The 15,406-nt window shown below is 50.3% G+C and carries 17 protein-coding genes; 2 read left to right on the top strand and 15 right to left on the bottom strand.

The window, feature by feature from the left end:
• Nucleotides 1-32 precede the first annotated feature (32 nt).
• The 3 genes from KGP21_RS05910 to KGP21_RS05900 all read right to left on the bottom strand — a co-directional run bounded on the left by KGP21_RS05910 (nt 33) and on the right by KGP21_RS05900 (nt 1,832).
• Nucleotides 33-734, bottom strand: a complete 702-nt coding sequence (locus tag KGP21_RS05910; protein ID WP_209524124.1) for a fimbria/pilus periplasmic chaperone — start codon at nt 732-734, stop codon at nt 33-35.
• A 53-nt stretch (nt 735-787) separates the two neighbouring features.
• Complete coding sequence (locus KGP21_RS05905) at nt 788-1,333, bottom strand: fimbrial protein (protein ID WP_059199865.1); 546 nt, start codon at nt 1,331-1,333, stop codon at nt 788-790.
• 118 nt (nt 1,334-1,451) lie between these two features.
• Complete coding sequence (locus tag KGP21_RS05900; protein ID WP_218519839.1) at nt 1,452-1,832, bottom strand: winged helix-turn-helix domain-containing protein; 381 nt, start codon at nt 1,830-1,832, stop codon at nt 1,452-1,454.
• Nucleotides 1,833-2,551: 719 nt separating this feature from the next.
• On the opposite strand from KGP21_RS05900, the gene KGP21_RS05895 reads away from it, so the two are divergent.
• Entirely contained in the window at nt 2,552-3,370 is an 819-nt protein-coding gene (locus KGP21_RS05895) for a winged helix-turn-helix domain-containing protein (protein WP_223537495.1), read from the top strand.
• Between the two features lie 149 nt (nt 3,371-3,519).
• On the opposite strand, the gene KGP21_RS05890 is transcribed toward KGP21_RS05895, so the two are convergent.
• On the bottom strand, nt 3,520-3,909 hold the full coding sequence (locus KGP21_RS05890; protein WP_021179454.1) for an SHOCT domain-containing protein: 390 nt from the start codon (nt 3,907-3,909) through the stop codon (nt 3,520-3,522).
• A gap of 589 nt (nt 3,910-4,498) precedes the next feature.
• Nucleotides 4,499-4,750 (bottom strand): DinI-like family protein, encoded by a 252-nt coding sequence (locus KGP21_RS05885; RefSeq protein WP_059199862.1) that lies wholly within the window; start codon nt 4,748-4,750, stop codon nt 4,499-4,501.
• 431 nt (nt 4,751-5,181) lie between these two features.
• Between KGP21_RS05885 and KGP21_RS05880 the strand changes: the two genes are divergently transcribed.
• A complete protein-coding gene (locus KGP21_RS05880) occupies nt 5,182-5,757 on the top strand; it encodes a tyrosine-type DNA invertase (protein WP_094983298.1) in 576 nt (191 codons plus the stop codon).
• 111 nt (nt 5,758-5,868) lie between these two features.
• Here the strand turns inward: KGP21_RS05880 and KGP21_RS05875 are convergent, their stop codons facing one another.
• The 10 genes from KGP21_RS05875 to KGP21_RS05830 form a co-directional block, all read right to left on the bottom strand.
• Nucleotides 5,869-6,483 (bottom strand): helix-turn-helix transcriptional regulator, encoded by a 615-nt coding sequence (locus KGP21_RS05875; RefSeq protein WP_223537493.1) that lies wholly within the window; start codon nt 6,481-6,483, stop codon nt 5,869-5,871.
• Nucleotides 6,480-7,145, bottom strand: coding sequence for a response regulator transcription factor (locus KGP21_RS05870; protein ID WP_094983300.1), 666 nt, complete (start codon nt 7,143-7,145; stop codon nt 6,480-6,482). Before KGP21_RS05870 ends, KGP21_RS05875 begins: the two co-directional genes overlap by 4 nt.
• 66 nt (nt 7,146-7,211) lie before the next feature.
• Nucleotides 7,212-8,129: a fimbrial protein gene (locus KGP21_RS05865; protein WP_059199858.1), complete on the bottom strand. Its 918-nt coding sequence runs from the start codon at nt 8,127-8,129 to the stop codon at nt 7,212-7,214.
• Nucleotides 8,130-8,142: 13 nt separating this feature from the next.
• The gene (locus KGP21_RS05860) at nt 8,143-8,649 is read right to left on the bottom strand and encodes a fimbrial protein (protein ID WP_021179449.1); all 507 of its coding nucleotides are present in this window, start codon (nt 8,647-8,649) and stop codon (nt 8,143-8,145) included.
• Nucleotides 8,650-8,664: 15 nt separating this feature from the next.
• Nucleotides 8,665-9,192, bottom strand: a complete 528-nt coding sequence (locus KGP21_RS05855; protein WP_161738761.1) for a fimbrial protein — start codon at nt 9,190-9,192, stop codon at nt 8,665-8,667.
• 22 nt (nt 9,193-9,214) lie between these two features.
• Nucleotides 9,215-11,854, bottom strand: coding sequence for a fimbrial biogenesis usher protein (locus tag KGP21_RS05850; protein ID WP_094983302.1), 2,640 nt, complete (start codon nt 11,852-11,854; stop codon nt 9,215-9,217).
• Nucleotides 11,855-11,936: 82 nt separating this feature from the next.
• A complete protein-coding gene (locus KGP21_RS05845) occupies nt 11,937-12,605 on the bottom strand; it encodes a fimbria/pilus periplasmic chaperone (RefSeq protein WP_059199855.1) in 669 nt (222 codons plus the stop codon).
• A 125-nt stretch (nt 12,606-12,730) separates the two neighbouring features.
• Nucleotides 12,731-13,273, bottom strand: a complete 543-nt coding sequence (locus KGP21_RS05840; RefSeq protein ID WP_021179445.1) for a fimbrial protein — start codon at nt 13,271-13,273, stop codon at nt 12,731-12,733.
• A gap of 78 nt (nt 13,274-13,351) precedes the next feature.
• Nucleotides 13,352-13,900: a type 1 fimbrial major subunit FimA gene (gene fimA, locus KGP21_RS05835; protein WP_024530428.1), complete on the bottom strand. Its 549-nt coding sequence runs from the start codon at nt 13,898-13,900 to the stop codon at nt 13,352-13,354.
• 405 nt (nt 13,901-14,305) lie between these two features.
• Nucleotides 14,306-14,977 carry a tyrosine-type DNA invertase gene (locus KGP21_RS05830; RefSeq protein ID WP_115160357.1) on the bottom strand — a complete coding sequence of 224 codons (672 nt, stop codon included), beginning with the start codon at nt 14,975-14,977 and terminating at the stop codon, nt 14,306-14,308.
• Nucleotides 14,978-15,406: the final 429 nt, after the last annotated feature.

Below are 15,406 nucleotides of genomic sequence, written 5' to 3'. Positions count from 1 at the left end.
TTAATGCGAGAGTGTTTTATATAGCGGGGGCGTTATTTTATCACTGCATCAAAAGTATTAACCGCACCGTAATCATTTACGAAACTCCCTGTAACCTTACTACCTGCACTGCCCGCCAAGTCCAATGTCATGGTGCTACGGGGGGCCACCATCGCATGGTCAAGTTTTTTGCCATTAACCGACAGGTTGACCAACGAGACATAATACGGCGTTGGGTTGCTGGCCTGTACCCGGTTACCCTGGCTGTTCCAGGTTAGCGCTTTAGCCGCTTCATTGGCGTTACCTTGCAGACCCGCAGGGCGATAGAACAGCTTGATGCGCGAACGGAAAGCCATCTGCAAGCGGTTCTCGGTCACTTTAGCCTGGGTTTTAGCCGGAACTTCCAGTACGTTCAGCCAGAACACCGATTCTTTATCCATCGGCAGCGAGCCACCGGCGTAGCTGATACGTAACGTCTGGCCCTTGCTCGGCTCCACACGGTTCATCGGGGGCGTCAGGACAAACGGCACCTTGATCGCGGCCGGTTTGGCGTCGGCGTCACCGTTATCGATCCAGCTTTGCAACAACACCGGTGATGGACCGCCATTACTGATTTTGACGCTGACTTCTTTGGCATCAGAGGGGTAAATCACCCGCGTACCACTAATCACCACGCTGGCCAGGCTACTGACGCTGAACAAGGCTGCGGCGGCAACAACGCCAACTTTTAGCACATTAGTAGAGAGTAATTTCATCATAAACTCCGGGAACTGACAGATTGGGAGGGGCGTACCCCTCCCACAGTCCATTACTGGTACTGAATAGAATAAACAACGTTGCTGACTACGGTACCCGCAGTGGTTGCTGCCTCTGCGTAGTAGCGAACGATGTACGGCAGTGTGGTGCTACCACTGGTAACGTCTTTATAAGTCATCGCGGTGGTCTGCTCTTGGCTACCGGCTTTGATCACGGCCTGAGTCGGGCTGGAAGCGTCCAGCAATTGCAGGCTGACGTTGGTAGCCGTACCGGTTGTGTTAAACAGGCGGCCAGTCACCGTATCAACAGAAGAACCCGCCTGGAAGAAAGCGGAGGCAGTCTCCAGGGTCCCTGAACAGTTGCTCAGGGACATCACGAAGCCGGTATCACCTGCTGTGCGAGCAGCGTTTTGCAGTTGGTTGGTGCCGACGGTTGGCAGAATGACGGTCGCGTCCGCACCCTGGCCATCAACCACAACGTCACAGGTATTGGCAGTCAGTTCACCGTTAAAAGTGATGGTACCGGTAGAAGCTGCCTGGGCCAGGCCAACAGTACCGAAAACAGCGATCAGGGATGCAGCGATTGCTAACTTTTTCATATATATTCCTACTTACCTTGTATTATGAATACCATTTTAATATCCATTAAAATGGCCTGGTGAATACCCATGGGGATGGATATAGCTAGATGACTCCAGCATTTATATTAACAACAACTTACTTAACAAATAGCGAAGAGACTCGCTGGTTATCGACGGAGTAGCCAATACCATGAACGTTCGCTATAAAATCTTCCGGGAGCCCAAGTGACGCCAGTTTCTTACGCAATTCATTTATTGCATGCCATAAACGCTGGCTGGACGAAGATAAATTAATCTCCTCCCAAACGTTTTTCATTATGTCATTTTTATAGATGACGGCATCCTGGCTATTCGCCAGCAAATAAATCAGTAATCGGGTCTGGATCTCGTTTAGAGAGATAACCTTGAAAAACAGGGTGCGCTCCGAAGCTCCATCAGAGTAATAAAGGAGTCTTCGATTGGCAATATCGAATTGAATGTCATCATCAATTAGGAATCCATAAAGTCTATTTTCCATATGCATCTCGGATTATTATTTTGGTTTAATAACAAAAATAACAAACCTCCCTTAGGTGAGACATTATAGGAGCAATTTCCACTATGGCAACCGCGCCAAGATGATCACATTGCTATCTCTAAAAGTCTCGCAACAGCCTTAAATACCGAAAAACAAAGCTCGATCAGCATTTAACGCTAGCTGACGCGAATCATCCTGGTGTTTTTCATATCTCATTACTCCACCTCATTTTAGTAGTCATAAATGTCAAAGATTTTTATCTTGCGACATTTATCGCTGGCTATTATTTTTTACTCATTAACATTCAATCAATTACCTACAAACCTACGATTAAGATTTATCTGTTACACCGATATATAAAATACGCTACCGGTGAATCTATCCTTTACCTCAGTAAGATGAAGCCGCTTTACTTCGCTCTCCCCTTGCTGATGGAATAAATACTAGGCGATTGATGGGATTATTCTGAGTGAAGTAGTTTTATTCTTGATAAAAAACAAAAAATGCATGCAATTCAATAAATTAAAGAAAAATATTAAATCAGAACAGACTATTCTCAACCGCTCTTAAATGACAGTCACTCTCATTTAAGATTGATTATTAACATATTGTTTTTTAAATGAATGTGAATTGTTACTGATTTTTCATGCCACTATAAACGGTTAAACTATACTTTAAATAATCCGGACACTCAGACAACAAAAAGATAACATACTGAAATGAAACATAAAGTTATCATTAACGACACCGTACTGTACCTCCCAGAAGAGCACCGTCTGTGCCCGCTGCGCGCTCGAGGCAAAGAAACCGTTTTAAACGTTCCTGCAAGCCGTTGCCTGCAATTAATGTTGCAACGCCCGGGCGAGGTAATCAGTCAAAGCGACTTTTTCAATGAAGTCTGGCAAAAACATGGCCAGTATGTCACTGCCAATACCCTCTATCAGAACATCTCATTGGTAAGAAAAGGAATGCGGGAAGCCGGGCTGAGCAAAAACATCATCCGCACGGTTCCCAAAGTCGGAGTGGTTTTTTCCGGCACCGTTGAAATACAGCAAGAAGAGAGCGCCAACATCATAGTGCAGCAAAGCAATAAGCTAGCTCCGCTCCCAGTCGAGAGCTCACAGGCCGAAACTCTGCCGCCAGAACGCACGGTTTTAAACCAGAACAAGCTATTGCGCTATGGCCTATTTACGGCGTTCACCCTGGCTATGCTGATCCTGCTGGCCAGCAATCAATCGCAAAGCGCACGTTTTTTTGACAGCCACACTAAAGCGGCCACGATCAATCAATGTTCTGTCTATATTGATAGAGACGATCTGGAAACCAATGTGGCCGACTACAAGGAGTATTTAACCGTTAACAATGTAGTCTGTAATCCGGATGAGTTTGTCTACATTACCCGAACCCCGGCAAACCACAACACGCTGGTATTATTTTGCGATACCACTGCACAAGGCGATCTGAGATGTTCCTCACGATTTCAAATCGATAATCAGCACGACCCTCTTGCTGGCCTACGACCAGCAGGGAGGCAATAGCGGTTCAGCCATATAATGACCAACGGCGGCGCTTGGTTGAGCGGTAGATTGCAAGAGATCTCAAGGTGGGTTCACTGCCGAATATGGGTTATTAGGGGAGCTTGCGGCCCCCCTTCTCTCTCATGTCATATTTCCTGCCCACTCCAACCTCAGGCCAGTGCTTTAGCCTTCAACTGCTGGTATTCACTTTCGGTGATCACACCGTCATCCAACAGCTTTTTGGCGTCTGCAATCTGCTCGGCTGGCGATTTACCCGCGACACCGCGGATATATTCGTTGGTGGCAGAGACGGATTTTTGCACCTGCGCACGATGCCGCTCGGCCATGCCTTTACCACGGGCAATCAGATAGACCAGGGACGTTAACAGCGGGATGAACAGCAGGAACACAATCCATACTGCCTTATAAAAGCCGCTCAGTTGGTGATCGCGAAACAGGTCGGAGACGACCTGGAACAGGATAAACAGGTAGGCGATGAAAAAGAAAAATGAAAACGTGGTAACCAGAATATCCCACAGGGTAAGTAGGTGATAGGTCATTAGCGCTCCTTATGGTCTAGCAAAACCAGGATAAAACGGCTTTCAATAACAAATTGATGTTTTGCACCATAAGTATATGTCGAACTTTCATTTTTTCCATGTTGGGCGGGGAAAATACGGCGCAGGGAGGGCATCTGGATGGGTAAAGTACGGGGCCCTCACCCTAACCCTCTCCCACAGGGAGAGGGAACCGATCGAGTGGGCTGAAAATGTGGTGATACATCTTGGGTAGGGGGCGTTCAAGTTTACTGAGATGACTTCTTTACTTCCAACTGACAGCTCCCCTCTCCAGGGAACCGATCGAGTGGGCTGAAAATGCGGTGATATATCTTGGATAGGGGGCGTTCAAGTTTACTGAGATGACTTCTTTACTTCCAAAGAGTAGGGACTAACAAGCCTCCTCTCCCTGTGGAAGAGTTTGCTGAGTTTATCGCTTTACTACCCAACGAGCAGGGGCTGACAGCTCCCTCTCCCTTAGGGGATTCACTTTGGATGAGAAAGAGATCGAGTGTGCTGAGCTTATCGCTTTACTACCCAACGAGCAGGGGTTAACAGCTCCCTCTCCCTGTGGGAGAGGGTTGGGTGAGGGCTATGCGTTACGCCAGTGGCCATGCAGGATGACATCGTCGACAATTTCCTGCACGGTCAATTTTGCCTCAACGTCGTTAAAAAAATCACTGGTCACGATCTCAGTCTTATCATTCAGCCCAGCAATCACCGTGAGGTGACTAGCCGGGTAGACCTCATGGACGCGAGTTTGCAGTTCGTCCAGCAACGCCTCACGGGCTTTCTCAGAGAGGTTGTCGAACAGATTGTTATCAACTTTTATTTGAATATTCATTTGGCAGTCTCTAGCAAGGGGCTTGGGGTTATCCTTATCATGATAGGCTCAATGTACAATTTTTGGCTAGTGCCGGTTCACTACGCTGTACATCAACTTTTTATTCTGACAAATGTGAAATTCATTACACTTTACTCTATTAAGAAACCCAATATTCATTATGTTTGCGGGAAACAGTCAAATTATAGACTGTATTATCAATGCTAATTAAACAGTGCAATTGCCCTCCCCCGTAAATGCTGGATATTGACGGTAGTCACCTGTAACATCACAATAAACACCAAATAGGAATTATCCTATGAGATTACCTCCAACTGCACTTTTAACAAACTTTTATTGCACTCTTTGGATTTAATAACGGTAGGTAAGAACTTTATTCTATTTAATCCTAACTCTGGCGTTTTTTAAGCGAAAAAAAATAGGAGTTTTCTTTGGTACAGCGTAAATTTCTCACTCTAACAGAAGTCCGCAAACTGATGAGTGCTGCCAGAAATACACCGACAGGAGTACGAGATAGCTGCCTGATCTTACTGGCTTTCCGCCATGGATTCCGTATCAGCGAATTGCTGCGCCTGCGCTTTCGCGATCTTGAAATGGCCGAAGGACGGATAAATATACGCCGGCTTAAAAATGGATTCTCTACCGTTCATCCTCTGATGAATGACGAATGCGAGGCAATTCTGGAATGGAAGCAGCACAGGGCCCAATGGAAACCCGGTGCAGACCCGGACATTATCTTTATTTCTCAGCGAGGAACCCAGCTATCGCGGGGTCAAGCCTGGCGCATTATCCGTCAGGCTGGCGAACTGGCGGGCACGGTCATCAATACGCATCCCCATATGCTACGCCATGCCTGCGGCTATGAACTGGCGGAAAGAGGTGCGGATACCCGATTGATTCAGGATTATCTGGGGCACCGAAATATTCGCCATACCGTACGCTATACCGCCAGTAATGCGGCACGATTCGCGGGGATATGGGAAGCGGGTAAACGCAAAAACGGCTAAACCCGCCGGAATAGCCTTACTTTTTGTGTATTATACAGCAAACTATGCTCCACCACCGCCGGAGATCGCTGATGACAGCGATCTCCAAATCAGGCGGTAACCGATATAGGGCTATTGATTAAAACAGGCATAGAGCTCGACTTCACTCTCAATGCCAAGCTTGCCCATCATGTTGCGTTTATGTGCACTCACGGTCTTGACGCTGCGGGAAATCTTCTTCGCTATCTGCGAAATACTGAAGCCCTCCTGCAATAAGCTATAAACTTTTATTTCCGATCGGGAAAAAGGTCTGGCATCGGCGTTGGGCAGACTGGCCCCCTGTTCACTACGCAGAGACGGACTGATAACAATCTTGCCAGCCAGAACCTGATCGACCTGATTAACTAACTGACGAATATCTTCAGATAAAGCAATATAGGACACCCCCGGTAGATAACCTGGGCATTCCAACACCTGTTTTCCTGGCACATCGGTCATAATCAGTAACGGTTTGTCCTGCCTGACTGATTGAACAAATGACAGCAGCTTCGCCCCCATAGTGATATTTTCATTCAGACCATAGAGCTCACTGACGATCAGATCAACATCAGATAAATCATCATCAAATACCAAATCATAGATAGAGTGCGCCGGTACGATCTCAGCGTCGGGCAGTTTGCGCCTGAATAGCTGATGCAAACCATGCCAGGTAACAATGCAGGGATGCATAATCATTATTTTTTTCATCGAGTCTCACCACTCAGTCCGTTTATCTTGGTTAAATAAACCAGCTTACCCGCCAGCAGGTAGAGCTCCTCATTGGTTGTCATCTGTAACTTTCTAATGATCGATTTCTTCTGCGTGCTGATGGTTCGTACATCTTTGCCGGTCACATTGGCGATAGCCGTGGCACTACGCCCGCGCAGTAAGGCCAGCGCAATCAATCTTTCCTGCTTACCTAATAAAGCCGCATTTTTGGGCGCTTTGTCAGTCCGATCGCGGCCTAAACACTGGGTGATTTGATAAAGGTTAACCGGATCGATCAATACCGTATCTACGCCAAACGCGTGGAGAAGTTGCACCATCCAGGCCATATCATGCTGCAACCAGATCACCGAGTTGGTTTTATGATGATAACTGGCAATATCTGACAAAAAGGATAATAACGACAGATAGTCAGTGCCACGAGATAATGAGCTAAACAAGATCACATCAGGTTTAAATTCATAAACTTTCTTTTTGGCATCGGTCAATTTACTGACCCGGCAAAAACTTAACTCCGTGCTGCCCGCGTCCCCCAGTAACCGCTGCAGCCCGATCCAATTGATCCTGGATGGCTCAACAACCAGAATTCGCTTGCGGCTTTCCGCTGTCGCATGCTCGGCTTGCTGATGATTTGCCTGCTGCATTTTTCCTCCTAAATAACCGTGTTTAGTGCCGTTTCCCCAGGCTTGAGGCCTCGTTCATACGCACATTCAAGGATACAAAAAGGTCACACCCACCACGGCCTTGACGTTACCCGCCACTACCTGACCGGTTGTGCGTGCATAGTTGGCGGTCAAACCTAAACTGACTGCAGAACTACCGACGGTCCCCAGCGCGACGTTCCTGTTGGTCGGAATAGCGCCATTGCGGTTGGCAACCTGAATACCAATTCCCTGAGCCACCGGTGCAGAGGCAGTGTTGGCAAAAATCGTGGATGCGGCATCCGTGGTTGGCCCGGTCAGGTAATAGGCCAGGTTTTGGTTCTGGGCACAGCGTACCGTCAACGGTATCGAAACCGTTCCCGGATATTCAGGCAGATTCACGGTGACATCTCGGGAAGAGACATCACAGCCACCGGTAGGGATCACCACGCTATTGCTGGCATAGATATTCCAAATATAGGCATGCGATTCCCCCACGTTATTGGTTTGATGCATATTTAACACCGCAATCAAAGAACCACTGGTAATCGCCACTCCACCTGCGGTGCTGATAGGCGTGAGATAAAGCACGGCGGGCCATGGCGTCATAGTGGTGGTTCTATAGACAACGGACTTGGTTTCAGAGGTTGTCGGGAATGGGTAAGAAGTACCGTCATACACAAAGCTACCGGTGAAACTTGCTAGTACGCCACCATAGGCCGAACCTCTTTGCAGAGAAACGTAGTCTATTCGAGTATCTGGATAATCATTTCGGCAGGATATCTGACGGGACAAATCAACGATCAGGTTTTGGCCCACCCCGATCTGCGGAGTCAAATCCACAAACACGTTAGCGCTGCCGCCACCGATAGGGATGGTTGCCCCGGCCGCCGTTCGGCAAGCAAAGGCATGGGCACTGGATGAATAGCCAATCAAGAGCGCAGCTGCACCCAGATATTTCAGAAATACGCGGATTAAGTCTTTCATATGTTCTTCATCATCAGGAATAGGTGTAAGTCACGTTGATCAGGGATTGAATCGACCCCTGCGTCACATTGCCGCTGGGCGTGATGGCCCTCACTTGCAAAACCAGGCTGGCGGCCAGCGATGCGTCATTCACCGCCACGACTTTGGTACTGCCGTTGGGCAGATTTACCCCGCCGCTATCGGCCAGCTGCAATGCAATATTGCGGGCCGCGCCCTGATTGGCGTAATAGTTCCGGGTGCTATCGGCCGTGCCGGAAAAGGTCGCGGTCACCTTTGAGGTCCCTACCGGGCAGTTGGTGAGGTTTAATGTCACCGAATGCCATGGCGAAGTGGCACCTGCCGCCAGCAGGTTGAAGGTATATAAATCACCCAGTTCTACCGTGGTAGACACGGTGGATACCGTGCAGGGTTTTGCCACCACCTTGCCATTGATGGTGATGTTGACGTCTGCCGCATGCGCCAGGGGGAGTACCATCATCAGTAACCACCCTGCGATCGGAACCCGCTTGCTCATGTTCATAGCTCTTTTCTCCGGTTACTGAAATTCCAGGGTGAAGTTTGCCGTCGCTCTGACCTGCCCGGCAGTCACCGGGGCGCGGGTCGCCATCAGACGCGCATAGAAATACAGCGTATTGGATTGTCCGGCAGTGATGTTTGACCAGTTCAGCCCACTCGAGATCTCATTGAGAGCAATGGCATTACCGCTGTTATCGAGGATCTGTATGCCCATGCCAGCTGCCGCACCGGCACCACCGTCGATTCTCAGCAACGTCAGATTGTCGCTGTCTGCCACACCGGTGAAACCCGTTTTCACCGCGATGGCTGAACCGCCACATTTATCGAGCACGATGCTGAACGGCACCATCGGCGTCGTCGCCCCTACCCGATGCAGCTGCTTAGCCGCATTACTCATCAGATCCACCACAAAACTTTGCGACCCCGGAGCTATTGAGCAGGCATTGTCCTTAACGTAACCGTTAATGGCGATGGTGCTGTCCGCGGCCTGCGCTACCCTGGAGCTAAACAGCGCCAGCAGACACAGGCTATAAAGTTGTATTCTCATTGCTCGCCTCTCCCGCCCGGCGTCATCGGCATACTGCCGTTAGATAGCTGAGTGCCCGCTGCTGACTTTCCGGCGGCAGTTGGTAACTCGTCACGCATTGCTCGCCTGCACCCTCACCCCATTTGGCTTTCACCTCGCCACGTGGTGGCAGCCCGGTCAGATAGACCTGCCCACCGTCGGCAACAATGCTGCCAGAGCGGCCATTATCGAAGGACACTACCGTCCCGAATGGCAACGGCTGTCCGTTATAAGTCAGCGTCATCAGTACCTTCAGCCCGACATGGGTTTTAAAATCGGCCAGCACTACCGCGCCGTGATTCGGCACCACGCTGACCACCGCGTCATCCAGCTCGACGTTGTTTGCCAACGTATTAGGGTTCAACGCCACGCGGTTTTCCCGGTAATCCATGGCAAACGGCAGTACGGCATACCCCCGCGAGTCGGTACGTATCCCGCTCTGGTTTTCCACCGACACGTTACCCGCCCCCGGTGCTTTGACCAGGATCAGGGTGTCGTTCAGCGGTTGACTCAGGGTGATGCCGTTCTCATGCGCCAGCACGCCGCCGCTTAGCCCGTAATACAGTTGGCTGGTACCGCTGCTGCGGCTGTAACCCACGTTGGCGTTGCCAGAAGCCCCGCGATAGTTCAGCGAGGTGTTACCCGTCCCGCCTGAAGTGCCCGTTCCGCCTCCGGCGTAACCGGCCTGCACGTTGTAACTCAGGTTGTTATCCTCCAGTAACGTGCCATACACCCCAGCCTGATTGGTCATCCTGCCGCTCAGATCGTCAGACATGCTGTAGCTGACGCTGGAGCGGTTGAAAGCGGACTGGCTGTCGGAACGCAGCCAATGGCTGAACGGGATGCTGATGTTGAAGGCCAGCATATTGTCGCGTCCGTCCTGCCAGGCATTTTTGGTCAGACTGTAGCTGAGGGTATAAGTGATATCCTCCAACGTACCGCTGAAACCGGCCTGCAGTTGTTCATCCGCCTTACCTACCCCCCAATAAGTCTGGTGGCTACCGGTCAGATAAAAGGTGCCATTGTCCCCAACCTGCTGAGTCACCGTCATCTGCAACCGCCCACGCTTGTTGTAGGCCAGATTGTAGTAATCGGTGAGTTTCGGCATGAGTTCGACAATACCTTCATCGGTTGCCGCCTTATAACCGCTCATCTGGCGCCAGGTCGTATCACCCAGCGCGTAATAGCCACTGGTGGAATAGCGGTAACCGAGCAGTTGCAGGTTGGTGCCCCACTCGTTTAATGCCTTGTTATAAAGGAAGCGCAGCGACTGCCCCTGATGGGTGCTGTCATCCGGCAAGGTGGCGCGAGCCTGGGTGATGTCAAACGACACCGCGCCGAAAATGCCCAGGTTTTTAGCCACCCCAAGGTTGAATGCACGATAGCGGTCGGCAAGCTGAGTACCGCCAGACAGCGTCCAGCCGTCGGCCAGCCCCCACATCAGGGTGCCCTGGCCAAAGGTAGGTTTTTCTTGCTGATCGTTGCCGCTGCGATACTGCCCCACCATCACCGTATATCTCACCTGCCCTTGGCGCAGCAGCCCAGGAACCGACGTATAGGGCACGGTAAAGACCTGAGCCGTGCCGTCGGCTTCCTGAATGCTGACCTGCAAATCACCGCCGCTGCCCGATCCAGACAGATCGTCGATGGTAAATGGGCCTGGCGGCACCGTGGTTTGATACACCTCGAACCCATTCTGCTTGACCGTGACCCTGGCGGTGCCACGGGCAATTCCGCGGATCACGGGAGCATACCCTCGCTGGCTGTCTGGCAACATATTGTCATCCGTCGCCACCTGTACGCCGCGGAAGTTCGCGCCGTCGAAAACGTCCCCTGAGGTATAGCCGTCACCCAACGTCAGGCGACTGCGCAGCGGCGCAATATCCCGCTGCAAATAGGTATTGACGTGCTGCCAGCGATTTTGATTGGAGCTCGATCCGCCGCCGCTGGTATAGCTCCAGGTAGTATTATCCCGCAGTCGCCAGGCTCCCAGATTCACGCCGCTTTGTAAGTTAAGGAAGGCGTAATTGCTGTTGCTCGACTGGCTGTTACGGACATTACTGCCGGTGAAGCTGTAATTGAGCAGCCCGGCAGTGATGCCGTTTTGCCACTGGTCAGGCGGGATATAACCACGGGCAGAGTTGCCCATGTAAGCCTGGGGAACACTGATAGACAGGCGCTGCCGCCCGACGTCAAAATCAGTGGAGGCTTCCTTGATCAGCGAGGTTAAGGGTACGCAGGCTTCCGATGCCAAGATGGCCATTCCTGGGACAGCCCGGGTATTAACGCCCATGGTGGCCAGTTGGCTGCGAGTCAGGCAAGGCACCAAGGCCTTGTTGTCGGCATCGGGCCGGAAAGAGACATCCCGGGTCGACATAAACCCGTCATTCATATAAATGTCGACACGGTAGATACCCGGAGGCGCCTCAAGTCCCTTTTCGAACCCTGACAGATCGGCTACCTTCGCCGGATCGTCAGCCAGAAAACGAGGGTTGAAGTAATTTTCCGCTCGAGCCGATGCATCGCCACATAGCGCCCACAGCATCAAGGCTAAAGGCGTTAAAGTCAGCTTTAAGATGGGGGCACCCTGGTGGTTATCGTTTATCACTCTGCGACTTTCCGTGCCGTTTTTCAGGTATAGCATGATCCCTCCGGTTCGATACAGGTCGCCCGGCTGCCTGATTTATCTGGTTATAGCTTGATGAAGTGGATGGCGGCTCCAGGCCTTACTGCATCACACCCTTGAATACCGGCGTTTGGGCACCGTAATCGTTGATCGTCCGATAGGAAATCGTGCTGCCTGCATCGGCGGGGAGCGCCACATTGGTCGATCCCATCGGCGACACCATGGTGTTTGCCAACTGCCGCGTGCCGGCGTTCAACTCGCTCAGCGTGATGAAATAGGGTGTAGGATTGACGATCGTCAACTCTTTGCCGCTACGTTTAAAACGCAGTTGCTCCGGAGCCTTGTCTGGCGCAATACTCAGCCCATTGGGGCGATAAAACAGTTTGATACGGCTGGTAATAGCCAATTGCAGGGTGTTTTCATCCTGGCGTGATTTGTCCAGTGAGGGGATCGCTTTGACGTTAACCCAGAACAGGCTCTCCCGATCCTTCGGCAAGCTTTGATTAGTCGCGTCAATAATGCGCAGCGTGTTCTCTTTTTTTCCCTGCATCAAATATAACGGTGGCGTAATAATCAGCCGACCGTCTTTCTGGCCATCGGCGTTTTCTACCCAGGATTGGATCAGATAGGTACTTTTCTCATCGTTATTGCTGACTCCCAAAGTCACCTGCTTCTGATCGGCAGGATAGATCACCCGGGTCGCACCCAGGCCGACTCCGGCGTTTGCCATACCCACATGCCCCGCCGCCAACAACAACAGCACGGACATTGCCTTTCCAACCTTCGAAATTGTTCTCACATTTACCTCGTCCATCAGGATCTGACTTCCATAACACTGCGTGGCCAAAGGCCAAACATTCACAGCGCTATTACTTTTCATCTTGCGGCCAAGGCCTACTGATAAGTCAGTGCGAACCAGGCCTGAGCGTTAGCCAAACCATTGTTCACCGGCTGTCCGGTGGCACGGTATTTCGCTACGAAATGCAGGATCACCGGCCCCTCTTGCAACGGCACCCAGTACCGCGGCGCGGTATTGAGTGGAATAAATCGGCCTCTGTCATCAAACAACGCCACGGCTACGCCAGAGGCGACACCTGGCCCGTCACCAACAGAAAGCACCTGCGGATTATTGCTGTCTGCCATGCCATGGAACATCACGCCCACGTTACGACTGACCGTGGAAGTACAGTTCTGCAGATGTAAATCAAAGGGGACTGGATCGGCCTCATCGCCAGGCATACGAAACCGGTCGGTGGTGATATTCCCCATCGATACCGTCAAATTGCGATCTCCGGCTTCCACCGAACAGGTTTCAGCGATCACTTCACCCTGAAAGCGCATCAGACCACCGAGAGGTTGTTCCTCCCAACGATCGTCAGCAACGGCCTTCCCCACCAACAGCAGAGTTAGCAGGAGTCCCGCTCCCATTCTCCACATCGCACACTCCTTGCCTCCGATAGCTGAAAATCAGGCCTCCCTGGCCTGTCATCATCATCCTTGATAAGCTAATTCAGCTTACTGATACTGCACCTTGAAGGTCGCATCAGCATTGGCAATACCGGCAGTGGCTACGCCGGTCGCGATATAACGAGCCTGGAATGGAACAATAACGGTGCCATCAGAGAGCGTAGTAGCCGCACTGAAGGTAGCGCCATCAACCGCTAACGCAGTACCGGTGCGGTCAAGGATCTGAACGCCGACGTTGGTTGCGTTACCCGCCGCAGAGCCTTGCAGGGCCAGCGCGGTAGGATAGGTAGCGTTAACCGCTGTGCCGCTGAAAGCAACAGCTGCCTGGGTAGCAACGGTTGAATCACAATCATTCAGTTGGATGTTGAACCCGGTAGCGGAGCTAACATCACCAGCGGTAGCCAGTGAAGTTGTTTTAACCTGCCCCAATTGCACTGTCTGGCCAATAGAACCGGCATCCACGGCACAGGCCGCATTAACAACTTCCCCTTTAAAATGGATAGGGCCACCGTTGACGGTAGTAACCGTTGCCGCATTAGCGACGCCAGCCAGAGAAAGAACTGCGGCAATACCAGCAACCAGTGATTTGATTTTCATACTATTTTCCTTTGAACACATAATGTTTCATAACCATGAAAAAGTGTGGAGGTCGATTCCCCTGGCGGGCAACCGCACAGACTTCATTTCTACTCACGGCCGGACCTCCCTATTCCGTTCAGTTTTCGCCAACAACATGAGACATTTGGGGCTATTTTGTCGCACCCTATAAAAAAACGGTAAACACATTAACATCGAATTAATTGACTGATTTTCATTGCTTAATCATTAAAATAAAAGATTAAATGCTTTGCTATTATTAGGGGAATGTGTTTTTGGATATTCAAGGAATTTGCAACAGCGGGCTGGCGCAGTGGCCAAAATTTATAGGGTAGAGATAGCGATTTACGGAAGTAAAAATATAACTTTGTTTTTCAGTTAGATAGATCTTGATCAAGGAATTTTCTAATACAGGGCATTGCAAAATCTTATCTTTCGTTTAAGAATTAGGAACAGTTTAGCCCCAATTGTTTCATCTTTCACCTGATTATTTATCAATAAATCCTTTATAACCAATCCGTTACGCTCCCACATCCCGACAAAGCGCGCCGCGTTGCTGGCGGTATATCGCACGGTGTGCCTGATGTTACGATGCCCCAGATAATCCTGAATCAAACGGGTATCTGTGCCCCTTTCCGCCAATTCATAGCCGCAGGCATGGCGCAGCATATGGGGATGCGTATGGGTAGCGGTGCCCGCCAGTTCCCCTGCCTGACGGATAATTCGCCAAGCCTGGCCGCGCGATAGCTGAGTACCACGCTGGGAGATAAAAACAATCTGTGGATCCACTGCAGGCTTCCACTGCGCCCTGACCTGGTTCCACTCCATAATCGCCTTGCATTCATCACTCATCAGAGGATGAACGGTAGAGAATCCATTCTTAAGCCGGCGTATATTTATCCGTCCTTCAATCATTTCAAGGTCATGATAACGCAAGTTCAACAACTCGCTGATACGAAACCCATGGCGGAAGGCAAGCAGGATCAGGCAACTGTCCCGTATCCCGGTCTGTTTATTCCGGGCTGCACTCATCAGGTTGTTAACTTCGGTGAGAGTGAGAAATTTACGTTGTGCCACAAAAAACTCCTATTGCAATTAGGCTGGATATTACTCGCTCAAGAATTAATAAAATCTGTCGCTGACAGATTGCTTAAAGCATAGCCTATTGTGATGAAGGATTACCAAATAAAAATAGGTTTACCCACCCGCTGGCTAAAACTAAAAAAAGCAGCAAGACCATAAAAATTTAATGGGCTATTTCCAACACTTCACAAGCGTAAGATTTATCTCACCAAAAGAGCGTTTTTCAAGCAAGGCCAGGGCTAGACTGACACCTACAGATAAAACGAGGTTTTCTCCTAATCACTCTGGTAGACAAAAATCAGCCAAAAAGAATTTTAAATTTTGTAATAAGATGAAAATGCCCTCACGCTATTTTGCTAATCAATTGTTCATCCTGTTATTTTTAACCTGACAGAATGTCACATAACTATAGCGGTAATACAT

Origin of the sequence: Serratia sp. JSRIV004 (assembly GCF_019968705.1) — a bacterium.
Classification (GTDB): Bacteria; Pseudomonadota; Gammaproteobacteria; order Enterobacterales; family Enterobacteriaceae; genus Chania; species Chania fonticola_B.
The sequence above is the reverse complement of the archived record's forward strand: the minus strand, read 5'-3'. Positions and strand labels throughout refer to the sequence as shown.

Bases quoted from the DNA above. Each gene is read 5' to 3' on its own strand.
- KGP21_RS05910 (WP_209524124.1), bottom strand. From the start codon at position 734: ATGAAATTACTCTCTACTAATGTGCTAAAAGTTGGCGTTGTTGCCGCC.
- KGP21_RS05905 (WP_059199865.1), bottom strand. From the start codon at position 1,333: ATGAAAAAGTTAGCAATCGCTGCATCCCTGATCGCTGTTTTCGGTACT.
- KGP21_RS05900 (WP_218519839.1), bottom strand. From the start codon at position 1,832: ATGGAAAATAGACTTTATGGATTCCTAATTGATGATGACATTCAATTC.
- KGP21_RS05895 (WP_223537495.1), top strand. From the start codon at position 2,552: ATGAAACATAAAGTTATCATTAACGACACCGTACTGTACCTCCCAGAA.
- KGP21_RS05890 (WP_021179454.1), bottom strand. From the start codon at position 3,909: ATGACCTATCACCTACTTACCCTGTGGGATATTCTGGTTACCACGTTT.
- KGP21_RS05885 (WP_059199862.1), bottom strand. From the start codon at position 4,750: ATGAATATTCAAATAAAAGTTGATAACAATCTGTTCGACAACCTCTCT.
- KGP21_RS05875 (WP_223537493.1), bottom strand. From the start codon at position 6,483: ATGAAAAAAATAATGATTATGCATCCCTGCATTGTTACCTGGCATGGT.
- KGP21_RS05870 (WP_094983300.1), bottom strand. From the start codon at position 7,145: ATGCAGCAGGCAAATCATCAGCAAGCCGAGCATGCGACAGCGGAAAGC.
- KGP21_RS05865 (WP_059199858.1), bottom strand. From the start codon at position 8,129: ATGAAAGACTTAATCCGCGTATTTCTGAAATATCTGGGTGCAGCTGCG.
- KGP21_RS05860 (WP_021179449.1), bottom strand. From the start codon at position 8,649: ATGAACATGAGCAAGCGGGTTCCGATCGCAGGGTGGTTACTGATGATG.
- KGP21_RS05855 (WP_161738761.1), bottom strand. From the start codon at position 9,192: ATGAGAATACAACTTTATAGCCTGTGTCTGCTGGCGCTGTTTAGCTCC.
- KGP21_RS05850 (WP_094983302.1), bottom strand. From the start codon at position 11,854: ATGCTATACCTGAAAAACGGCACGGAAAGTCGCAGAGTGATAAACGAT.
- KGP21_RS05845 (WP_059199855.1), bottom strand. From the start codon at position 12,605: ATGTCCGTGCTGTTGTTGTTGGCGGCGGGGCATGTGGGTATGGCAAAC.
- KGP21_RS05840 (WP_021179445.1), bottom strand. From the start codon at position 13,273: ATGTGGAGAATGGGAGCGGGACTCCTGCTAACTCTGCTGTTGGTGGGG.
- fimA (WP_024530428.1), bottom strand. From the start codon at position 13,900: ATGAAAATCAAATCACTGGTTGCTGGTATTGCCGCAGTTCTTTCTCTG.